This is a genomic window from Brevibacillus choshinensis (assembly GCF_016811915.1).
Taxonomy (GTDB): Bacteria; Bacillota; Bacilli; order Brevibacillales; family Brevibacillaceae; genus Brevibacillus; species Brevibacillus choshinensis_A.
In genome coordinates, this window is record NZ_CP069127.1 from 5,602,501 (window position 1) to 5,624,793 (window position 22,293).

A 22,293-nucleotide genomic window follows, 5' to 3' on the forward strand; every position below is an offset into this window, starting at 1 on the left:
GCGATCAGCACGGCCCGCATCAGCCAATTGATCTTGGTGAATAAATAGCCTTCCGTCGCCGCCCCGAGAGCGATGACCGCCAATCCCGTAGCTACTGTCGCAAACACGATATCAGCAACCCCTGAATCTAAAATGAGCATTGCAGGTTTGTAAATAAATATGAACGGGACGATGAACCCGGCCAAAGCCAGCTTGCAGGAGATCCAGCCGGTACGCTGCGGATCCGATCCCGCGATCCCTGCTCCTGCAAACGCCGCCAGCGCAATGGGCGGAGTCAGATTGGCGATTGCGCCGAAATAAAACACAAAGAGATGAGAAGCAAGCGGATCAATTCCATAGGAGGAAAGCGCCGGAGCAGCCATCGTCGCTGTAATAATGTAGCAAGGGATGGAAGGAAGTCCCAAACCCAAAATAATGGATGCGATCATCGTAAAGAACAGCGTCATGAACAGGCTGCCAGAGCCCATCATCAAAATGATGTTCGCCAGCTTCAGACCTAAACCGGTCAGACTGAAAACGCCAACAGTAATGCCCACTGCCGCACAAGCTACAGCCACTCCCAGAGCATCCCGCACTCCATTTTCCAGCGCCTGCAGCACGTCCCGCGCATTCATGCGGCTGGAAGGGCGAATCGCCGCAATGACGACCGTCGCGATGATCGTAATAACAGCCACCAAAGTCGGGGTATACCCGAGCATCAAGAGCGCGACAAGCAGGATAAGCGGCAGTAAGAGATGTCCCCGCTCGCGCAACACATCCCGCACCTTGGGAAGCTCATGCTTTCCGAGGCCTTGCAAATTGTCCCGATCCGCTCGCAAATGCACCTGCACCAGCAGTCCAAAGTAGTACATGATCGCAGGGATGAGAGCAGCAATCGCAATCGTGATGTACGGGACTCCCAGCGTCTCCGCCATGATAAACGCGGCGGCACCCATGATCGGCGGCAGGATTTGTCCCCCTACGGCTGCCGTTGCTTCCACACCAGCAGCGAATTCCGGCTTGTAGCCCACCCGCTTCATCATCGGTATCGTGAAGGAGCCGGTGGTCACCACACTGGCAACGGCTGACCCATTGATCGAGCCGTGAACCGCACTGGCGATGACCCCGACCTTTGCTGGACCACCTTTGCTGCTCCCCGCCAACGACAGAGATAGATCATTGAACAGAGTCCCCATCCCAGATTTGGACAGAAAAGCGCCAAAGATGATGAACAAAATGATAAACGATGCAGACACGGCCGTCGCATCACCAAATATTCCTTCCGTCGTCACATACATGTAATTCGCAATGTCGCTAAACGTATATCCCCGATGCCCAAAATCCCCCGGCAGGTAAGGCCCGACGTAGGCATACGCGACGAAAATGGCTGCCATGGCTGTCAGCTCCCAGCCCGCAACGCGGCGAGATGCCTCCAGCACCAGCAAGCATGTGATCGTGGCAAAAACGACATCCAGCGTCGAGGGGATGCCTCCCCGATTCACGATATCCATGTAATAGACGAAAATGTACCCTGCCGTTCCAAGCGAGAGGACAGCCAGCAAGCCATCAAGTGCGGATAAAGTTTGGCGTGAGGCGCGCTTCCACCCTGGATACAGCACAAAAATCAGACAGAGGACAATCGCCACGTGCAAAGACCGGTGCTTCAGCGTCACAAAGGGAATCGCATAAGCCGCATACATATGATAAAGAGCAAAGAGAACCGCAATGACAGAAACGGCAATCGTCAGCCACTTTTTCGAGAAGACGCGATAACCTGCTTCTTTGTCGTACTCTTGCAGAATCGCTTGGGCCCTGCTTTCATTGTCCCGAATTTCCTCTTCATTCGGCAGTTGTGCCTGCGTACTCATCTATTTTTTCACTTCCTCTCTTCGCCAAGCCGTGAACATACCGATACCACCACGGATACCAGCTGACAGAAAGCTCCAGCGAGGTGCCTAACGGTAAAACCGAAGACAATTTCCATGTACGGTCTCCCACTGAGAGCATGTAATCTTCCCGGCTGATCAAATACAAGACCTGGTCTCTCTGCTCTCGCAGGCCTGAGACGGTAATCCACCCATCATGAACAGACACGTGCACATTCCGTTGATCCTGAAAATTGGCCGGAACTCCAGCGCCAAAGGAACGGAAAGATGTTTCAGCCAATTCCATTTTGTTCAACCCGGTCACCTTGTACGTCTCTCTCCACGGAGTCAATTCGACGGAATGCACCCACTCGATTTGAAAGGTGTCCTGCAGCCGAAGAGGCACGGCCCCGATCTGCTCCTGCCGGTGAAAATCACGGAGCACCAGATACGGATGGGAGGATGCCATGATGAGCAATAGGATCAGGAAGATGAATATTCGCTTGCCCCATTTTTTCATGCTGACATTCTCCTCCCCCTTACCTCAAGCCCTGCTAGCCCTTGCTGCTAATTCAGCGCCCCGACTTCCTTGTAGTACTTTTCAGCTCCAGGATGCAACGGTACGACCAGATTCTTGCCCGCTTCCTTCACATCGATTTCCTTGGCTGCACTGTGCGCGGACCTCAGTGCTTCCATTTCGTCAAAGAACGTTTTCGTCAGCTTGTACACTTGATCGTCTGACAAGTCATTGCGCACGAGCAAAATGTTGCGGATGGCTGCCGTCTGAATCGGCTGATCGTTTTTATACAAGCCCGCTGGAATTTCCGCAGAGACAAAGAACGGGAATTGCTGCGTCATCTTCTCCACGTCCTCCTTTTTGATGGGGACGATCTCGACATCCTTGGTCGTGCTCAGATCGATGACGGTCGAGTTGGGCAAACCGGAAGTAACGAAAGCCGCATCGATCGCATTGTTTTTCAGTTGCTCAATCGCCTCCGCATACGACAGGTAGTCCGCCTTGATGTCATCGTACGAAATGCCATGTCCGGCCAAGACCATGCGCGCATTTACTTCGACCCCAGAGTTGGGAGCCCCCACCCCGACGCGTTTCCCTTTCAAATCAGCCACAGACTTGATATTGCGATCCTTGAGCGTCACGATTTGCACGTAATTGAGGTACAGTCCTGCCATCGCACGCAAATCCTTGATGGCACCGCCCTCTTTAAAATTTTCTTGCCCCGCGTAGGCGAACGTCGTGACATCCGACATCACAAACGCCACATCCGCTTTTTTGGCCTTCAACAAATTGATATTTTCAACGGATGCCCCAGTCGATTGGACGGACGCGTTGTAGCCCAGCTTGTCTTTGTAGATCTTCGCCATCGCGCCACCCAGCGTGTAGTACGGGCCGGAGCTGCCCCCTGTCGCGATCGTCAAAAACTTCTGCTCTGCCCCGCCACCGGCAGAAGCGCCTCCTGATCCTCCTGCTTGCGGCGCATTCGTGGTTTGCCCGCCACAAGCTGACATGGTCAACACCAGAAGCACCGACGACAAGACCGCCAGCACCTTCCTGTTCTTCATCATGCATATCCCCCTCATTATTGAAATCGCTTTCATGATCCTTCATGATTGCAACCTCTATGCCAAGCTGGCGGAATGAGCAGACTAGCGGCATAGCCTGCCGCAGGAAAGCTTCATGAACAAAAATCCGGCAATAAAATCCCTCTCATCCGGAATTTTTTGCCGGTCCTCTTCATGAATCCATCTCAAAATACTGCTTGAGCTTTTGCCGCAATCCCCGCTCGCTGATTCCCAGCTGATCCGCCGTCTTTCTGCGGTGTCCGGCATGCTGCTCCAACGCATGCAAAATGATGCGCCGCTCCGCTTCCTCCAGGGTAATACCGCTTGGAATCGCCACTCCATTCCTGTCCGCCAGCCGTTCCCGTGCGTCCTGCTGGCGCTCAATCAAAGCTGGGGGCAAGTCCTCCAGTGTAATCCGCTCTCCTTGGGACAACGCCACCGCATACTCGACAAGGTTGGCCAGCTCCCGAACATTTCCCGGATACGAGTATGCGTACAGCCACTTTTTCGCCTCCGGGGTGAACGTCTTCTCTCGCTTGCCCATACTGAGTGAGAATCTTTGCAAAAAATGATCGAGCAAGGGGGCGATATCCTCCATCCGCTCCCGCAGCGCCGGGGTGCGAATGGGAATCACGTTGAGGCGGTAAAAAAGATCCTCCCGAAACGTCCCCTTGGCCACTTCTTCCTCCAGCTGCCGATTGGTCGCTGCGATGATTCGGATATCCACCTCTTTTTGCTCATAGCTACCGAGCGGAGTCACGACCCTGTCCTGTATGACCCGCAAAAGCTTTGCCTGCAGAGCGAGCGGCATTTCCCCGATTTCATCCAGAAACACGGTGCCTCCATGGGAACGCTCAAACAACCCTTTTTTGCTCTGGTAAGCCCCCGTAAACGTCCCTTTTTCATGACCAAACAGTTCGCTTTCCAGCAAAGACTCGGGAATCGCTGCACAGTTGATCACGGAAAAGGGCGCTTCGGAACGATTCCCTTCGAAATGGATGGCGCGCGCCACCAGCTCCTTCCCCGTTCCACTTTCCCCTGTAATCAAAATGCTGGAGGGAATATCCTTCACTTTGCTGATCAGGTCAAACACCCTGCTCATCGCCTGGCTTTTTCCGATGATCCCTGCGTACGACTGGTGCTGCCGGACAGCTTCACTCAAGACCTGCACCCGCTTGTGCAGGGACTGAAATTCCAGCGCCTTGCCGAGGAGCAGCTTGACCTCGTCGACATGCAAAGGCTTGGTCAAATAGTGGTACGCTCCAGCCTTGATGGCCTCTACCGACGATTCGATCGTTCCGTACGCTGTCATCATGATCACGGTGATCTGAGGGCGAATGGATTTTAGCTGCGAAAGCAACTTCAGACCGCTCGATTGCCCAAGGCTCAAGTCCAACAAGACGCAGTCGATCGATTCCGCTCGCACTGTCTCTATCGCGGTTTCAGCATCCGTGGCGGTCCAGATCGCGTATTCATCTTCTAAGGCAAAGGCAAGAGATACACAAATCGACGGCTCGTCATCGACTATCAGCAAGTTCTGCATGGCTAACCTCCTTGTTAAACCACAGGGTAAACGTCGTTCCTGTCTTCACTTCACTGGTTACTTCCATGCGCGCGCCGTGCTCCCGCATGATTTTTTGACTCACATAGAGACCAAGCCCGATCCCATGTGCCTTGCTGGTATAGAAAGGCTCAAACAAGCTGTCCAGCTGCTCTCTCCGCATTCCTTCCCCGGTGTCTGCAATGGATAACCATACCTGGCCGCTGTCTTCTCCCGCCTGAATGAACAATCGCTTTTCGCTGCTTGCCACCATCGCTTCCATCGCGTTTAATACCAAATTGATCAGCACCTGCTTGACCCTTCCCCTATCCACATCGATCATCAAATGAACAGGGATGCGGACATTTACCCCTATCCGCTCGCTCTCCATTCTTCTGGCAAACAAGCCGAGAACAGAGTGCACCAGCTCGTCCAGAGCGATCCTCTGTGTCTGCAAAGGCTTGGTTCTGGAATAGTCGAGCAAATCCTCCAGGATGCGGTTCATCCTTTCCATTTCCTCTGGCACATAACGAAGCATCTGCGTCCGAAAACGAGCATCATCCATCTTCTTCGGTAGCAGCTCTACGAACGTTTTGATCGCGGTCAACGGATTCCGCAATTCATGGGCGATCCCTGCGACCAGCTGGCCGAGTGCACGCATTTTCTCCTGGGCGATCAGGCGTGCCTGCATTCGTTTTTGCTCCGTTCGATCCTGCAGCGTCACAATCCAGCCCACCTGCTCTTGTGCAGAATTGGCAAACGGCGCCATGAAATAGTGGTAGACCTGCTGTGTGTCCGGATTCCAGACAAACTCGTCCTCATAGTGGCGGTGCCTGTTGGCCAGTGCCGCTTCCCAGGGCAGCTGCGGCAGGATCGATACGATATGGCGCCCCAGCCAATCGTCACTGACCGACAGCATGCGCTTGGCCACCTGATTGACCAGTGTGATATGTCCGTTCATGTCCAACGAGAGGATGGAGCTCTCCGTATGATCGAGAACCTCGCGCTGAAAGGCGAGCACATCCGCCAGCGCTGACGTTTGCCGCTTCACCTCCGCCTGCAGGCGCTTATTCCAGGCATAGAATGCTGCAATCGAAATCACCCCGACAGCCAAAGCAATCAACAGACCGGCAACCACCTTGCGCCACCAGTCCGTCAAATGGGGGGAGTACGGTTCGAAGTACTTGCTGTACAGCCTCGTGTAGGTTCCGTCCCGATACAGCTGATTCAAGCCTTCATTGAGAGAGTCCAAAAGTTCGGAATGCCCCTCGCGCACAGCAAAAGCATAATCGGTCGGATTTATCAGTCCCGAGCGCATCGTAAAATCATCCCAGCGATCTTCCTTTCGAAGCAGGTATTCTGCCGTCCAGCGATTGCCGATAAAGGCGTCCGCACGTCTGCGAAGCAGGTTTTCCAACGCTTCCTGCTGGCTGAAGGACACGATCATTTTGACTCTTCTGACACTTTCCAGCAAATCCATGCTCGTATGCCCCCGCTGAACAGCAACGACTTTTTCGCTCAGCTGATTCAATGTGAAGATATCCTGGTCATAGCTGGGTACAAGCAGCACTTCGGACATCGTAAAAAAGGATTCGCTGAAGTCAAAGATCTGATCGTACCGATTGGTGTATTTCATGCCCAGGAGCACATCCACTTCACCTGTGCGCAAGGCTGTCACCGCTTCCTCCCAATCGAGAGGGACGTATTCAAGCTCCCAGCCACTGTGCTCCGCTATGTAGCGAATCAGCTCGATGTTAAAGCCGGCTGCCTCACCTGTCGAATCCACGGAAGAGAAGGGAGGGAGCGCTTTGTCAAAAGCAATGCGCAGGACCTTGTCCTCGGCATGTGCATCTGCCGGAAAAAGCAGAGCGACAGCAAGCATCAATACACCCCACCACCGTCGAGCCGTCATTCGCCTCCCCCCCCTGCTTTCATAGTAAAGACCCCTGCTCATACAGGGGTCTAAGCTTCTACTTCGTTACGGAAAAGTCCTCACGCAAAAGCCCCATCATGACGGTATCGTAATACTGTCCGTCGACATATTCGTTCTGACGAAGCCTTCCTTCCACCACGAATCCGCATTTTTCATAGGCACGGATCGCGCGGGCATTCCCACTCCACGTATCCAGCTGCACCCGATTCAGGTTCAGCGTGAGAAAGAGAAAGCGGAGAAGCACTTGAAGTGTATCCGTTCCGTAACCTTTGCTCCAGTATTCCTTGTCGAGTATGCCGATTCCGATGGTCGCTGCACGTGTGATCGGGTTGACGTCACGGTAATCGCAATTGCCGATATGAACGCCTTCCAGCGTGTAGATCGAAAAGATAAAACGATTGAATTTATCGGATAATTTTGCGGTTCGAACATTCTCGTCGTACATGGCGTTCAGCGATTCCAGCGAAATGTTGCTGTAGGTCGCAAGCGATGAGCCTGCTGCCCATGTCGCCGCCTCATGATCATTGCGCCAGATGTACATCCGTTCCATATCTTCTCTGGTAACTGGTCGTAATTCGATTAACTTTCCTTTGTGCAATCCATTCACTGCCTTTCGAAGGTTTATCGGCCAATGCGTCGCGTCGGATGTTCATGTGTTTTTTCATCATGGTCACCACACTCCTCGAAAGTCAGATAGTGCAATTGTAACAAAAAAACCACTCTCTGGCAAAAAGAGTGGCCTGCTCCGCCAAGGGGATCAGCGGCGTCTTTGGAGTTCTTGCAGGACCTGATCCAGCGGCAGCTTTTGCTCCCGCAAGAGCACCAGCAGGTGAAAGATCAGATCGGATGCTTCGTAGCGCAGTTCTTCATGACTGCGATTTTTCGCGGCGATGATGACCTCGGCGGCTTCTTCGCCGACCTTCTTCAAGATCTTGTCCACGCCTTTCTCAAACAAATACGTGGTGTAGGAGCCCTCAGGCCGCTCTGCTTCTCGCGCCGCGATCAACTGCTCCAGCTCTGCGAGAATGGCGAAGCGATCGGCCTCGACCGCAGTCGCTGCCTCCTGTGCACCTTCTACCAGCTCACCCGCAAAACAGCTGTACGCCCCCGTGTGGCAGGCCGGCCCATTTGGCACCACCTGTACGACCAGAGCATCTCCATCGCAATCGTAGCGCATCGAGAGGATCTGCTGGGTGTTTCCGGAAGTCGCTCCCTTATGCCACAGCTCTGCACGCGAGCGGCTCCAGAACCAGGTTTCCTTCGTCTCCAGCGATTTTTGCAGCGATTCTTTATTCATGTAAGCGAGCGTCAGCACTTCCTTGCTCACGGCATCCTGCACGATGGCGGGAATGAGGCCATTTTCGTCAAATTTCAGTTGCTCCCAATCGATCTGCGCTGTCATGGCCGCACCACAACTCCTTTTGTCTGGAGATACTCTTTCACCGACTGGATCGAGGTCTCCTCATAGTGGAAAATCGATGCAGCCAAAGCCGCATCCGCCTTTCCGTCCGTCAAAACATCGTAGAAATGCTCGCGGGATCCCGCACCCCCTGAAGCGATCACCGGAATGCCCACCGCTTCCGAAACTCGCCGGGTCAGCTCAATCCCAAAGCCCTTCTTCTCTCCATCATCATCCATGCTGGTGAGCAGGATTTCGCCTGCCCCCAACGCTTCCGCTTCCTGCGCCCAAGCCACGACATCTCTGCCCGTACCGTTGCGTCCTCCATGGGTGTACACTTCCCAGCGCTCGCCCCCCACATTGCGGGCATCAATCGCGACGACCATGCATTGGGAACCGAACACCATCGCTCCTTCATGAATCAGCTCAGGACGGAGCACAGCTGCCGTATTCAAAGAGATCTTGTCCGCCCCCGCGCGCAAAATACGCTTCATATCCTCGACGCTATTGATCCCGCCGCCTACCGTAAACGGAATGGTGATGTTGGCAGCGGTGCGCTCAATCACATCGACCATCGTCTTGCGCCCTTCGTGAGAGGCTGAGATATCGAGAAAAACCAGCTCATCCGCGCGCTCCTCGCTGTATTTCTTGGCGAGCTCCACAGGGTCTCCCGCATCGCGAAGCCCGACAAATTGCACGCCTTTTACCACCCGCCCGTCCTTGACATCCAGGCAGGGTATGATTCGTTTCGCTAGCATTTTATACACGCTCCCCCATGCGATTCAGCGCCTCTTCCAAGGTAAACGCGTCCGTATACAGCGCTTTTCCGACGATGGCACCCGAGACGCCATCCTTTTCATGCGCGCTGAGCACCAGCAAATCATCGAGGTTGCTCACCCCTCCTGATGCGATGACGGATTGGCCTGTCGCGATCGCCAGCGCAGAAATTTCCTCTACGTTCGGGCCTGTCAGCGTTCCATCGCGTGCAATATCCGTATAGATAAAGGTCTGAGCTCCGTACGATACCAGCCGTTTCGCCAGCTCCGTCGCGGACACATCCGTCGTATTCAGCCAGCCTCGCGTTGCCACCATCCCATTGCGGCAATCGAGACCAATCGCGATTTTGTCTCCATAAGCCTGCAAGATCCGCTGGGTAAACGGCTCGTCTTCAATCGCAGCCGTCCCGACGATGACTCTCGCCACGCCCGCTTCCAAATAATCCGCAATCTGCTCCTCAGATCGGATGCCTCCGCCTACTTGCACAGGAACCGGAATGGTGCGAGCGATTTCCTTGATGATTTCGGCGTTGGCAGGCTTACCTTCCTTGGCCCCATCCAGGTCGACGAGATGCACCCAGGATGCTCCCTGCTCTACCCACCGCTTTGCCATTTCCAGTGGAGAATCAGCGTACACCGTTTCTTGTGCGTAATCCCCTTGAAACAGCCGGACGCATTTTCCCCCGCGAATATCGATTGCCGGATAGATAATGAAACTCATGCCAGTACCCCCTCACACTGCACGGCAAAATTGCGCAGCAAGCGCATTCCAGTTTCCCCGCTTTTTTCCGGGTGGAACTGCATGCCGTATACGTTTTCTCTGCCTACGATGGCGGTTACGTCCTGATGGTAGTCACTGGTCGCCAGCAATATATCATCACTGCCCACCTGCACATGATAGGAGTGGACAAAATAAACGTAGTCACCGGACTGCACCCCGTCGAACAGCCAGTGATCCTGTCTGAGCTGCAGTTGATTCCAGCCCATGTGCGGAATCTTGAAATCCCCCGCGAATCGGACAGCCCCACCGCTCAATAACCCCAGACCGATATGCTCACCGTGCTCTTCGCTCTTTCCAAAAAGCAGCTGCATGCCGAGGCAAATCCCGAGGATCGGGCGGCCCTTCGCTGCGTATTCCTGAATCGCCTGCTCCAGCCCCAGCTCCCGGATGTTCGCGATGGCATCGCCGAACGCGCCAACACCAGGCAGGATCAAGCCGCTGCATTCATTCAGACGCTCTGGCTGGGACACAAAATCATACGAATACCCCAGACGCTCCAGCGCTTTGCTCAAGCTGTACAGATTGCCCATGCCGTAGTCGATAATGCCGATCATGCTACAAAACCCCTTTGGTAGACGGGACCCCTTTGACTCTCGGGTCGATCGTCGTCGCTTCATCCAGCGCGCGGCCGAGTGCTTTGAAGATCGCTTCGATCATGTGGTGAGTATTGTGCCCGTAGTGCAGGATCACGTGCAGATTGATCCTTGCCTCCAGAGCAAACTTCCACAGGAACTCATGCACCAGCTCCGTAGGGAATTGCCCGACTACATTCGATGGATACGCTGCCCGATATTCCAGGTGCGGCCGATTGCTGATATCGATCACGACCTGAGCCAATGCGTCGTCCATGGGTACGAATGCGTTTCCGTAGCGTTTGATCCCCTTTTTATCGCCCAATGCCTCGCGCAAGGAATGCCCCAGACAAATCCCGATGTCTTCTACCGTGTGGTGGTAGTCGATCTCGATGTCGCCCTTCGCTTTGACAGTCAGATCAAAATGTCCGTGACGCGTAAACAAGTCCAGCATGTGATCGAGAAAAGGAACGCCGGAATCCTGCATGCTCTCTCCTGCCCCGTCAATTCCAAAGGAAAGGGCGATCTGGGTCTCATTCGTATTGCGCTCAATCTTGGCATAACGTTTTTGCAGCTCACTCATCCTCTGTCACGCTCCTGCTCTTCTCTATCAAAGTCACGTAGTCGTTCGGTAATCGCACGCCCGTGTGCAGCAAGTCCTTCCTGCTCGGCCAGCGCCACGATTTTATGCCCGTTCTCCCGCAAGTCGCGTTTGCTGTAAGAGACCACACTCGATTTCTTGATGAAGTCGTCCACGGAAAGCGGCGACGAAAAACGCGCGGTTCCATTGGTCGGGATGACGTGGTTCGTCCCCGCAAAGTAATCGCCAACCGGTTCCGAGCTGTACGGTCCGAGAAAAATTGCCCCTGCATTTTCCACTTTGCCCAGATGCTCAAAAGGGTCTGCAATCATGATTTCCAAGTGCTCGGGCGCGATGCGATTGATCGCTGCGAAGCCTTCCTCGAGATCCTGCACGACCAAAATAGCCCCAAAATCACGAATCGCAGCTTCCGCAATCGAGCGACGCGGCAGATCCGCCAGCTGCCGCTCGACCTCTTCGGAGACTGCCTCCGCCACCGTCTGTGAGGTGGTGACCAAAATGGCTGCCGACATCGGGTCATGCTCTGCTTGTGACAGCAGATCGGCTGCTATGTAGCGTGGGTTGGCAGTCTCATCTGCCAGTACTGCGATCTCGCTCGGTCCCGCTACCATATCAATGCTCACCAATCCAAACACTTCCCGCTTGGCGAGCGCCACGAAGATATTTCCTGGTCCGACGATCTTGTCGACCGCCTTGATCTGTTCGGTTCCGTAGGTCAAGGCTGCGATCGCCTGCGCGCCGCCTACCTTGTATATTTCCTTGACTCCAGCGATCTGTGCAGCAACGAGAATCGCTGGATTGATTTTCCCGTCTCGGCCAGGAGGCGTCGTGATCACTACCTGTGGAACACCTGCAATTTTAGCCGGAATCGCATTCATGAGCACGCTCGAAGGGTAAGCTGCTGTCCCGCCCGGAACATACAGTCCTGCCCGCTTTAGTGGCCGAATGATCTGACCGAGCAATGTTCCGCTCTCTTTTGTGGAAAACCACGACTGCCTGACCTGCCGGCTATGAAAATCGCGAATATTCTCCGCGGCTTCAGCCAAAGCTTCCTTTACCTCTGGCGCGACCAGGCCGCTCGCCTCTATGAACTCTTCCTCGGTCACGAGAAATTGCTCCAATCGAACGCGATCAAAACGCTCTGTATAGTCCCGCACTGCTTCGTCGCCTCGCTCCCGTACATCGGCGAGAATGGCTTTGACAGCTTCCTGCTGCTCCCTGGTGCCCGCGTCTACTGATCGTTTCCCATCAAACTGACTGGCAGAAATGATGCGCATCCCTCTATCACCTCTCCACATTTCTCTTTTCTATGATCGTTTCGGGATGACTTCCAAAAACTTGCTCGCAATGTCATCCACCGCTTCGCTTTTCATTCGGTAGCTTGCCCGATTGGCAATCAGGCGCGTCGTAATCTCACAAATATGCTCCAGCTCCACGAGGCCGTTTTCCTTTAAGGTCCGTCCCGTCGATACGATATCGACGATGCGGTCCGCCAGCCCGATCATCGGCGCCAGCTCCACCGAGCCGTTCAGCTTGATGACCTCTACCTGCTGGCCTTGCTCGCGGAAATAACGAGAGGCAATTTTCGGGTATTTGGTAGCAACCCGCGGAGCCTCCGTCGGCTTCCAGTCCGGCATCCCGGCTACCATCATGCGGCAGTACCCGATTTGCAGGTCCAAGAGCTCGTAGACATCGCGTTCCTCTTCCAAGAGAACATCCTTCCCCACGACTCCCACATCCGCGACTCCGTATTCGACGTAGGTGGGAACATCTGTCGGTTTCGCCAAAATGAACTCCAGCTTCGCGTTCTCCACCGGAATGACCAGCTTGCGGGAATCCTGAAGCTCTGCTGTCACCTGCAAGCCTGCCTGCTGCAAAAAATGAACGGCCTCTTCAAAGATTCGCCCCTTCGGCATGGCGATCGTCAATTTTTGAGATTGATCGGAAAAACCCATTCCCTATTCCTCCTGTTTCGTCAAGCAGATAACCTTGCTGTACGTCTCTCCCTGATACGCCGCAGCCTCCGCTTGATTCTTGACCAGTCGAGTGACGACCACGAGGCCATCCTGTCTGAGCGATTGCGCTTCGGCCAGAGCCTCCGTGCGCTTGTCTTCCGTGTAGCACAGGAGAATACGAGCGGCTGGCCCAATTTCGAGGGCCGGGGTGACAAGCAGCAAGCGATCCATCTTGATGGCAAAGCCCGTTGCCTGCGCTGGCCTCCCGAACTGAGCCAGCAGGTGGTCATAACGCCCTCCGCCCAGCAGGGGTGAACCCAAATCAGCGGCATAGCCCTCGAACACGATACCCGTGTAGTAATTCAGATTGATGATCAGGTTGAAGTCCAGCAGCAAATCGTCTGTTACACCGTATGCCTCCAACGCTTCCCATAACGAAGCGATAGTTTCAACCGCTCGTCTCGCTTTGCCGTTTTCCGTCAGGGATCGCGCCTCATCAATTTTTCCTTTTCCTCCGCGCAGGCGAAGCAGAGCCTCCAGCCTCTCCTTTGCCTCAGCCGCGAGGTTCAGCGTAGCTAGCAGCTGACGGAAGCCTACGAAATCACGTTCAACCAGGTACTGACGGAATTGGTTGCGGATCGCTTCGTCACAGATCCATTCCTCCAGCACCCCATCCACAAAATCCACATGTCCGATCGCGATGCGGAACGTCTCTACGCCTGCCGCTCGCAAACAAAATACCGCGAGTGCGATTGCCTCTGCGTCGGCATCCACGGACGCATCCCCGATCAGCTCGATGCCTGTCTGGAAGAATTCCGCATTCCGGCCAGCTTCCTTTTCCTGCGCGCGGAACACATTTGCTTGATAAAACAGACGAATCGGCAATGGTACATCTTTATATAAAGAAGAAACGACACGGGCGATGGGTGCCGTCATGTCCGGACGCAGCACCACGGTATGTCCCTGTTTATCCAGAAGTCGAAACATCCGATCTGTCAGCGTCGCGCTTGCAGATCCTACTGTATCGTAATACTCCAATGACGGCGTGGAGATTTCTTCGTACCCCCAACGTTCGATGCACTGGCGCAGGGAGCGCTCCAAATGCCGTTGTTTGGAGAGTGATTCCGGTAAAATGTCCCGCATCCCCAGCGGCTTTTCAAATCCCAACGGCTTTGCCATCGTTCTTCCCTCCATCGCATGCACTTTACTCTGCTAATATGGTAACAAGTTAAAGTATTATGAAGAAGAGTACCACGATAAGGCAGAGTGGTCAACATAGATAAGAATAGTCGGAAAATTCTACACCAGCTGCTTTCCAAAAGAAAACCTGTGCAGCTCTGTCGCTGTATGAAAAAAGAGCGCCTGCGCGACAAGCAGCAGACACTCTCTAGTATGGCCCGTTCTTTTATTTTCTCCTCTTACTCCTGCTCATCCCCGACAGCATTGCCACTGCGAATGAGCTGCATGGGATTTCCCCCGACAAACGCTCCCGCTGGCACGCTTTTATGTACGACGGTGCCAGCCGCCACGATCGCGCCTTTGCCTATCGTCACTCCCGGCAGGATCGTTGAATTCGCTCCGATCAGCACATCATCCTCAATACGAACTTCCCCCAGCCGGTATTCCTCGACCAAGTATTCATGAGCGAGTATCGTCGTATTGTAGCCGATGACGCAGTTGCGGCCAATTTTGATCAGCTCGGGAAACATAATGTCCATCATGACCATCAGGGCCACCGCGCTATGCGTTCCCACTTCCATTCGCAGGAACGTGCGGTACAGCCAGTTTTTCCAGGACAAAAACGGCATATAGCGCGCTAGTTGAATCACAATGAAGTTTTTCATGACTTTCCAAAAGCTCACCGTTTGGTAGAGCTGCCAAAGAGGGTTGGCTCCACGCACGGGATAACGTGTGGTATTTCTCATGAGTGATCTCCTTCTTCCAATTACAAATCGGAATCCGCATCTTCGAGGATGGCATCCGACTGCTTGCGGGAGAAGTGAACCGCGGCGTTGTACCCCATCCGCTTCAGGCGGAAATTCATCGCAGCCACCTCGATGATGACAGCCAGGTTTCGGCCGGGACGTACAGGGACGGTAATGATCGGGATATCCGTATCCATGATTTTCAATGTTTCTTCATCCAACCCGAGGCGCTCGTACATTTTTTGCGGTTCCCACAGCTCCAGCTGAACGACCATCTCAATGTTTTTCACATTGCGCACAGCCCCGGCACCGAACATCGTCATGACGTTGATGATACCCACGCCGCGAATCTCCAGCAAATGCTGAATCAGCTCAGGGGCACTGCCGCTCAGCTGTCCAGCCTGCGTCTGACGAATTTCCACAGCGTCATCCGCTACCAGACGATGGCCACGCTTGACCAGCTCCAGCGCAGCCTCGCTCTTTCCGATCCCACTAGAGCCCATGATCAGTACACCGACACCATAAATATCCGTCAGTACGCCATGGATCGTAGTGGTCGGCGCCAGACGATTCTCGAGGAAGTTGGTCATTTTGCCTACCAGTGTGGTGGTCGCTAGCGGCGATTGCAGCACTGGCACCCCGCGCTCATTCGATACCTCTATCATTTCTTCCGGAACAGGCTGATTTCGCGTCACGCAAAAACACGGCGTCTGCCCCTGCATGAGGAAGTTCATCCGCTCGAGACGTTCCTCTCGATTCAGCGTTTGAAAGAAATTGATCTCCGTCAATCCAAAGAGCTGAATCCTCTCTTCAGCATAATACGAATAGTATCCCGCCAGCTGCAAACCTGGTCTGCTGAGATCGGTTACGGTAATTTCGCGTCCCAAGCCTTCTTCGCCACTGAGGATGGCCATGTTGAAATGATCGGCGAGGTGACTAACGTTGGTCTTACGCATGAGATTCCCCCTAGCTTGGGATTTCCGTCCCTATTAGTACCCTTATTGTAACGAAAGCGACCTAGTGACGACAACCACTGTGAGCGGAAACCTCGCTCCGGGAATTGTCGTATCATTTACATTTTTCATTATCTTTTTTAAGATAGAAAATGTATTGGTCTCAGGCGCTACATAGGTTACAGTAAATTTGACATCATTCGCGCTCCGAAATTCGGACTGAGAGGAGGCAACACCTTGGATTTTCTACTTCGCTTTGTTCTAGTGGACATACCCGAAGCCTTCTTATTGCTTACCATAGGATTGGCAATGTTCAACATCTCCGTTTTCGATAAAAAGAAGCAAGCCATCTTCTTCAGTCTTCTGTTTTCGATCGCCGGTGAAGTGCTCTCATTCGTAGAAGTTCCCTATCAACCAAAAGTATTGCTTATGTTCGTATTGACCACTCTGTTTGTTTTCGTCCTCTATCGTTTCAATTTATTAAAATCCGTCTTTATAGGAATGACTGCCATTTGTTCCATGTTTGTTGCTGAATCGATCGTCATCATGATTTTTAACAGCCAGCAGATCTACTGGGCAGAAATTCTTTCTACCACCTTGCAAACCTTAACGATACGCGTTCTCTACTTCGGGATATTTCTCTTGCTTGCACTCATCTTGAGATTAATGAAATTCGATATTCAGCGATTTTTACCGCAGAATCACTACAACCGCTCTTTATTTTTACTGGTATTGGTGGGGAGTGTCGAGTTTCTGCTGATTCTGTTCTTGAATACGTCCTTTTTCTTACGGAATAACAACTCGGAATTAGCAGCCATTTATACACCTCAATTCCAATTTTTTATTCAGCTCTTAATCCTTGCGTTTTTCATCATTATTGTGATCTTATTTCGCATTTATCTTCACTTAACGATCAATCGTGTCGAGGAAGAGACGGGCACCCCCTATTTGAATAGCATTCATGATCTGGTGACTGCCATTCGTTCGATCAAGCATGACTCCTTGAATCATTACACAGCGATCAATGGCTTCCTAAAAAAGGGATACGTCGACTTAGCGAAGGAATATGTGGAGCAGCTGCTGCAAGAAACGGTCACTGTCGAAAAATCAGTCGACACAAGCTCACAAGTGCTGGAGAGCATCAAAAATCCCGCTGTCGCCTCCCTTCTCCAATCGAAAATGGAGGTTTGCCTGGCAGAGCGGATCGCCTTGTCTATGAACATTAAAACTCTCAGTCAATTTTCACAAATCAAGACATACGACCTCATTAAGGTCTTGGGTAATTTATTTGATAATGCGATTCGAGCCACCTCATATGAACTGGAAGAAAACAGATTTATCCGCTTGGAATGGGGGCAGACAGATGGCGAGCACTACCTGATGATTGAAAATAGCGGACCTACCATTCCAAAGGACAAGCTCCCTGCTATTTTCCAAGCTGGGTACACCACGAAAAAAGGGGGAGAAGGTGGTCTGGGCTTGGTGATCGTCAAGACGGTTACCGATCGTTACGGTGGTAAAATTCAAGTACATTCCGAAGAGGGCGTCACCAGTTTTCGCATCTCCTTTCTAAGCAAGTAGTGTACGGAGTTCGATCTGGAAGGTGGTCAAAGCGTGACTTGGACGGAAAAAGTATCCATGCGTCTAGCGAAACGGCTACATACGGAAGATGCGCCTTATACTTTGGGGCAGCTCGCACACGGCATCGAAATATTCATACTCAACGTCATCAATGGGTTGGCACTCATTCTGGTATCAGCTATTTTTCATATTTTCAGAGAGGTCATGCTTCTGTGTTGTCTCTTTTTCCTGCATCGACTTGTAACGGGCGGCGTCCATCTGCGTAGCCCATGGACGTGCCTTCTTGCTACGGTCACCCTGATGGTGGCGGGCGGTTTTCTTTTGAGGCATCTGCCTATCCTCCCCGATTCATTCGCTAGGTTGCTCATCTTGGGTGGAGGAGGATTCTCGTTTGTGATCAATTATCTGCATGCACCTGCTGCACATACATACGTACCCTCTGATCCAATCGTCCAACGAAGAAATAGAATCATTGTCCTATGGATGATTCTATTGGGTTGCACTCTCTCTATCATTTTGGTAGGATATACCTACCTACTATCTATGACGTACATATTAGCGATTCTCTTGCAATCTGTTCTTCTCATGCCAAGTTCATTCCGACTAGTTTCACGATTGGAAAAAACATTTTGAGAGGGTGATTGTCAGTGAAAAAGTTTTCATTTTTCCTTGGTCGTTTTTTTGCACTGTTATCCGCGTTGAATATTTCTGGCGTATTAAAGGGAGGGCTTGTCTATGAGCCAATTCCTCCGCAGTTTCGCGAGGAAAAATCCCCTATAAAAGAATCGTAGATCAAACACACCATATGCGTACTAAAAACCCGCGTCCTCTTCGAAGAGAACCGCGGGTTTTCTTTGTTCTGCCTACTTCTTTGGTTTGCTGACCACCCAATCGATCAACCAGCCCATCAGGCTCATGAGTGCAGAAGCAACGATCATGATTCCGATATTGTCTGGCCATGGCCCTACTTCAAAACCATTGATGAAAAAGGCCGTCAGCGAGAACGTGATGGCATTGATCACAAACCAAAATAGCCCAAGAGTCAAGACACTTAGCGGAAGTGTGAAAAACGTCAGGATAGGGCGAATGATCGTATTGACGATTCCCAGTATAAGGGCAGCCCACACCGCTACGCCAAAGCTGGAGACTTGAATGGACTGGAACCAATTACTGATCAAAATCAAGGCAGCCCCGTTTAACAGCAGCTTGATGATCCATCGAATCATATCCATTTCTCCTTTCCAAAGGTTCTCACTTCTCCTTATCGGATTCCGTGGACTTCTTCTTTCCACCGTTCGAAAAACTGTACCATGAATCGATGCCGTTCTTCGGCAATCTGCTGGGCCGTCTCGGTAAACAACTTGCCTTTGATGCGCTGCAGCTTCCACTCGAACTCTTTTAGCGGAGTATGCTGCTGCTCAAGATCGGATTGAATGGGCTGCCCCAAGAAGCCGGAATAGGCAAATGCGCGGGCGACCCCGATCGCTCCGATCGAGTCGAGCTTGTCGGCATCAAACAATATCTTTTCCTCTAGTGTAGCAGGCGGCCGATCCTTGCGAAAGCGATGCGCGAGAATGGCACGCTGTACGCGCTTGACCTGTGCCTCAGTCAGACCTTCTTCTTTCAATAGGGTACCCGCTAAACGCGCACTGATCTCAGCGTGGCACTCCCCTGTCCGCCGTTCCTCTGCCCTTCCGATGTCATGCAGCAGCGCCGCCAAACTCAAAATGGTCATATCCGCGCCTTCTTCTTGCCCAATCCGCTCGCACATCGCCATCACGCGTACATTATGCTGCCAATCGTGAGCCGGATCCTGTCCGTCAAACAGCTCCCTTGCCACATTCACCAGACGCTGCGGCAATCTCGCGAGAATGACTGTCGTATAGTCCATCGGTGACCCTCCCCCCTAGACAATTGCCTTTTCCTATGAAAAGAGGGGCGCTTCCCGATCGAGACCGCCCCTCTCCACTACCCTATTCCTCTTATTTCGAAACGAGCTGCTCCATTCTTGCCATCGTACGAGCGCGATCTCGCTCCAGAATCGGAGCCAAGTATTGGCCTGTGTACGATCCATCCAGCTTCGACACTTCCTCCGGAGTACCGGTACCGACGATCTGCCCCCCGCGGGTGCCGCCATCCGGTCCCAAATCGATGATGTAATCGACGGTCTTGATCACATCCAGATTGTGCTCGATGACCAGAACGGTCTCCCCGTTTTCCACCAGTCGCTGCAGGACCTTCAGGAGGCGGTCGATGTCATCCGTATGCAAACCAGTCGTTGGTTCGTCGAGAATATACAACGTGCGCCCTGTACTGCGGCGATACAGCTCAGAGGCCAGCTTGACGCGCTGCGCTTCCCCTCCGGACAGTGTGGTTGCCGGCTGTCCCAGCTTCATGTAGCCGAGGCCGACGTCCACGATCGTTTGCAGCTTCCGTTCAATTTTAGGAAGGTTGCGGAAGAATTCCACCGCATCCTCGATAGTCATTTCCAGCACGTCTGCGATGCTCTTGCCTTTGTACTTCACATCGAGAGTTTCCCGATTGTAGCGCTTGCCGTGGCACACCTCGCATGGGACATATACGTCCGGCAAAAAGTGCATCTCGATTTTGATGATCCCGTCACCGCTGCAAGCTTCGCAGCGTCCGCCTTTGACGTTAAAGCTGAAGCGGCCTTTTTTGTAGCCGCGCACTTTGGCTTCATTCGTAGAGGCAAACAAATCGCGAATATCGTCAAACACACCCGTGTAGGTCGCAGGGTTGGAGCGCGGAGTTCGCCCGATCGGTGACTGGTCAATGTCCACGACCTTGTCCAAATGCTCCAGACCGAGAATGCGGCGATGCTCCCCTGGCTTGACCTTGGCACCATTCAGGTCGCGTGCCAGCGTCTTCTGCAAAATTTCATTGATGAGCGTACTTTTTCCGGAGCCAGATACACCGGTCACCGCCACGAACATCCCTAGAGGAATCTTCACATTTACGCCCTTCAAGTTATTTTCTTTCGCGCCCTCGATCTTGACCCACTTGTCTGACGGCTTGCGGCGCTCCATCGGCACCGGAATGAACTTGCGCCCACTCAAGTACGCGCCCGTAAGCGAATTCGGGTCCTTCATGACTTCCTCCGGTGTACCCGCAGCGATGATCTGTCCGCCATGAATACCCGCTCCCGGACCGATGTCGATGATGTAATCGCACGCCATCATCGTATCCTCGTCATGCTCGACGACAATCAATGTATTGCCGAGCTTCGTCATGTGCTCCAGCGTGCGGATCAGCCTCGCGTTGTCCCGCTGATGAAGGCCGATGCTCGGTTCGTCCAAAATATAGAGGACTCCCATCAGACTGGAACCGATCTGCGTCGCCAAGCGAATCCGCTGTGCTTCTCCCCCGGAGAGTGTGCCCGCCGCTCGACTCAGCGTCAAATAATCCAGTCCGACATCAATCAGGAAGTTGAGACGCGCCTTGATTTCTTTGACGATCAGATTGGCGATCTTTTCCTCTCTCTCCGTCAATTCCACTCCGTCTACAAACTGATGCGCATCCAGGATGGACAAGTTCGTCAGCTCGGAAATGCTGCGTTCCCCGACCTTCACCGCGAGGCTCTCCTGACGCAAGCGGTGTCCTTTGCAGACCGGGCACGGCTTTTGGCTCATGAAGCCTTCGATTTGCTCGCGGATGTAGTCCGAGCTGGTCTCCAGATGGCGGCGCTGCAGATTCGGGATGACCCCTTCATACGGAACGACTGCCTCACGCACCTGTCCAAATTCGTTCTCATAGCGAAACTCGATCTTTTCCCCGCTGCTGCCGTACATCAGAATCTGGGTCTGCTCCGCCGGCAATTCCTCGTAAGGGATATCCATGCGAATCCCGAAATGACGGCAAGCAGACTCCAGCAGCTGCTGATAATACGTCGAAGATTTGGGCTCCCATGCTCCGATGGCCCCATCGTGCAAGGTCTTGGTCATGTCAGGCACGACCATGTCCGGGTCTACCTCGAGCTTGACACCCAGACCGTCGCACTCGGAGCAGGCACCAAACGGGCTGTTAAAGGAAAAGATCCGCGGCTCCAGCTCCCCGATGGAAAATCCGCACACCGGGCAGGCGTGCTTTTCGCTAAAGAGCAGCTCTTCCTGCTCCATCACATCGACGATGACTTTGCCGTCGGCGAGGCGAAGCGCCGTTTCCAGAGAGTCGGCCAGACGGGACTGCACATCCGGTTTGACGACGATCCGGTCGACGACGACTTCGATATTATGCTTCTTGTTCTTTTCGAGCTTGATGTCCTCAGACAAATCGATAATTTCTCCATTGACCCGCACGCGGACAAAGCCTTGCTTGCGGATGTCCTCCAGCAGCTTGACGTGCTCCCCCTTGCGCCCTTGTACCATCGGGGCCAGGATTTGCATGCGGGTACGCTCTGGAAATTCCATGATGCGATCCACCATTTGCTCGACGGTTTGCGACTGAATCTCGATGCCGTGATCCGGACAAACCGCTCTACCTACGCGCGCATACAAAAGACGCAGGTAATCGTAAATCTCCGTGACGGTACCCACGGTCGAACGCGGGTTGCGGCTCGTCGTTTTCTGATCGATGGAGATCGCAGGAGAAAGGCCCTCGATCGAGTCTACATCCGGCTTGTCCATCTGCCCGAGAAATTGGCGGGCATAGGCAGAAAGGGACTCCACATAGCGGCGTTGTCCCTCCGCATAAATCGTATCAAAGGCAAGGGAAGACTTCCCCGAGCCGGACAAACCCGTCAAAACGACGAATTTATCCCTCGGGATCACCACATCAATATTTTTCAGGTTATGGGCACGAGCGCCCTTTACCACGATATGTTCCAATGGCATGA

21 protein-coding genes (1 of these 21 only partly in view) are annotated in these 22,293 nt (G+C 53.1%); 2 read left to right on the forward strand and 19 right to left on the reverse strand.

The features are described from left to right. The 16 genes from JNE38_RS28035 to hprK all read right to left on the reverse strand — a co-directional run. Window positions 1–1,847 carry the 5' portion of a TRAP transporter permease gene (locus tag JNE38_RS28035; protein ID WP_203354308.1) on the reverse strand. 121 nt of this gene lie to the left of the window's left edge, so only the first 1,847 of its 1,968 coding nucleotides appear in the window; the start codon lies at window positions 1,845–1,847; the stop codon falls past the left edge of the window. Continuing rightward, a complete protein-coding gene (locus tag JNE38_RS28040) occupies window positions 1,819–2,364 on the reverse strand; it encodes a DUF1850 domain-containing protein (RefSeq protein WP_203354309.1) in 546 nt (181 codons plus the stop codon). The genes JNE38_RS28035 and JNE38_RS28040 overlap by 29 nt, the downstream gene beginning before the upstream one ends. A gap of 47 nt (window positions 2,365–2,411) precedes the next feature. Then, entirely contained in the window at window positions 2,412–3,428 is a 1,017-nt protein-coding gene (locus JNE38_RS28045; protein WP_343071414.1) for a TAXI family TRAP transporter solute-binding subunit, read from the reverse strand. A 169-nt stretch (window positions 3,429–3,597) separates the two neighbouring features. Beyond that, entirely contained in the window at window positions 3,598–4,968 is a 1,371-nt protein-coding gene (locus tag JNE38_RS28050) for a sigma-54-dependent transcriptional regulator (RefSeq protein ID WP_203354310.1), read from the reverse strand. Beyond that, window positions 4,943–6,877, reverse strand: a complete 1,935-nt coding sequence (locus JNE38_RS28055; RefSeq protein ID WP_238933489.1) for a transporter substrate-binding domain-containing protein — start codon at window positions 6,875–6,877, stop codon at window positions 4,943–4,945. Before JNE38_RS28055 ends, JNE38_RS28050 begins: the two co-directional genes overlap by 26 nt. 58 nt (window positions 6,878–6,935) lie before the next feature. Then, a complete protein-coding gene (locus JNE38_RS28060) occupies window positions 6,936–7,505 on the reverse strand; it encodes a GNAT family N-acetyltransferase (protein WP_275296657.1) in 570 nt (189 codons plus the stop codon). A gap of 150 nt (window positions 7,506–7,655) precedes the next feature. Further along, window positions 7,656–8,300 carry a bifunctional phosphoribosyl-AMP cyclohydrolase/phosphoribosyl-ATP diphosphatase HisIE gene (gene hisIE, locus JNE38_RS28065; RefSeq protein WP_203354313.1) on the reverse strand — a complete coding sequence of 215 codons (645 nt, stop codon included), beginning with the start codon at window positions 8,298–8,300 and terminating at the stop codon, window positions 7,656–7,658. After that, window positions 8,297–9,055 carry an imidazole glycerol phosphate synthase subunit HisF gene (gene hisF / locus JNE38_RS28070; protein WP_203354314.1) on the reverse strand — a complete coding sequence of 253 codons (759 nt, stop codon included), beginning with the start codon at window positions 9,053–9,055 and terminating at the stop codon, window positions 8,297–8,299. The genes hisIE and hisF overlap by 4 nt, the downstream gene beginning before the upstream one ends. Before the next feature lies 1 nt (window position 9,056). Then, window positions 9,057–9,794, reverse strand: coding sequence for a 1-(5-phosphoribosyl)-5-[(5-phosphoribosylamino)methylideneamino]imidazole-4-carboxamide isomerase (hisA, locus tag JNE38_RS28075; protein WP_203354315.1), 738 nt, complete (start codon window positions 9,792–9,794; stop codon window positions 9,057–9,059). Then, complete coding sequence (gene hisH / locus JNE38_RS28080) at window positions 9,791–10,408, reverse strand: imidazole glycerol phosphate synthase subunit HisH (RefSeq protein ID WP_203354316.1); 618 nt, start codon at window positions 10,406–10,408, stop codon at window positions 9,791–9,793. The genes hisA and hisH overlap by 4 nt, the downstream gene beginning before the upstream one ends. Window position 10,409: 1 nt before the next feature. Continuing rightward, complete coding sequence (gene hisB / locus JNE38_RS28085; protein ID WP_203354317.1) at window positions 10,410–11,009, reverse strand: imidazoleglycerol-phosphate dehydratase HisB; 600 nt, start codon at window positions 11,007–11,009, stop codon at window positions 10,410–10,412. Continuing rightward, on the reverse strand, window positions 11,006–12,304 hold the full coding sequence (hisD, locus tag JNE38_RS28090) for a histidinol dehydrogenase (protein WP_203354318.1): 1,299 nt from the start codon (window positions 12,302–12,304) through the stop codon (window positions 11,006–11,008). The genes hisB and hisD overlap by 4 nt, the downstream gene beginning before the upstream one ends. Before the next feature lie 30 nt (window positions 12,305–12,334). Then, window positions 12,335–12,982: an ATP phosphoribosyltransferase gene (gene hisG / locus JNE38_RS28095; protein ID WP_203354319.1), complete on the reverse strand. Its 648-nt coding sequence runs from the start codon at window positions 12,980–12,982 to the stop codon at window positions 12,335–12,337. Window positions 12,983–12,985: 3 nt separating this feature from the next. Further along, window positions 12,986–14,161 carry an ATP phosphoribosyltransferase regulatory subunit gene (locus JNE38_RS28100; protein ID WP_203354320.1) on the reverse strand — a complete coding sequence of 392 codons (1,176 nt, stop codon included), beginning with the start codon at window positions 14,159–14,161 and terminating at the stop codon, window positions 12,986–12,988. Window positions 14,162–14,400: 239 nt separating this feature from the next. Continuing rightward, window positions 14,401–14,907 (reverse strand): acyltransferase, encoded by a 507-nt coding sequence (locus JNE38_RS28105; protein ID WP_203354321.1) that lies wholly within the window; start codon window positions 14,905–14,907, stop codon window positions 14,401–14,403. 20 nt (window positions 14,908–14,927) lie between these two features. Then, complete coding sequence (gene hprK, locus JNE38_RS28110) at window positions 14,928–15,863, reverse strand: HPr(Ser) kinase/phosphatase (protein WP_203354322.1); 936 nt, start codon at window positions 15,861–15,863, stop codon at window positions 14,928–14,930. A 234-nt stretch (window positions 15,864–16,097) separates the two neighbouring features. Here hprK and JNE38_RS28115 point away from each other — a divergent pair, with 234 nt between their 5' ends. Then, on the forward strand, window positions 16,098–17,441 hold the full coding sequence (locus JNE38_RS28115; RefSeq protein ID WP_203354323.1) for a sensor histidine kinase: 1,344 nt from the start codon (window positions 16,098–16,100) through the stop codon (window positions 17,439–17,441). Between the two features lie 57 nt (window positions 17,442–17,498). Continuing rightward, window positions 17,499–18,074 carry an accessory gene regulator ArgB-like protein gene (locus tag JNE38_RS28120; RefSeq protein ID WP_238933764.1) on the forward strand — a complete coding sequence of 192 codons (576 nt, stop codon included), beginning with the start codon at window positions 17,499–17,501 and terminating at the stop codon, window positions 18,072–18,074. Window positions 18,075–18,304: 230 nt separating this feature from the next. Here JNE38_RS28120 and JNE38_RS28125 read toward each other — a convergent pair whose 3' ends face one another. From JNE38_RS28125 to uvrA, 3 genes are all read right to left on the reverse strand, one after another. Beyond that, entirely contained in the window at window positions 18,305–18,667 is a 363-nt protein-coding gene (locus tag JNE38_RS28125) for a phage holin family protein (protein ID WP_203354325.1), read from the reverse strand. A gap of 35 nt (window positions 18,668–18,702) precedes the next feature. Next, window positions 18,703–19,332 carry an HD domain-containing protein gene (locus JNE38_RS28130; RefSeq protein ID WP_203354326.1) on the reverse strand — a complete coding sequence of 210 codons (630 nt, stop codon included), beginning with the start codon at window positions 19,330–19,332 and terminating at the stop codon, window positions 18,703–18,705. Window positions 19,333–19,423: 91 nt separating this feature from the next. Further along, a complete protein-coding gene (uvrA, locus tag JNE38_RS28135; RefSeq protein ID WP_203354327.1) occupies window positions 19,424–22,291 on the reverse strand; it encodes an excinuclease ABC subunit UvrA in 2,868 nt (955 codons plus the stop codon). Window positions 22,292–22,293 lie beyond the last annotated feature (2 nt).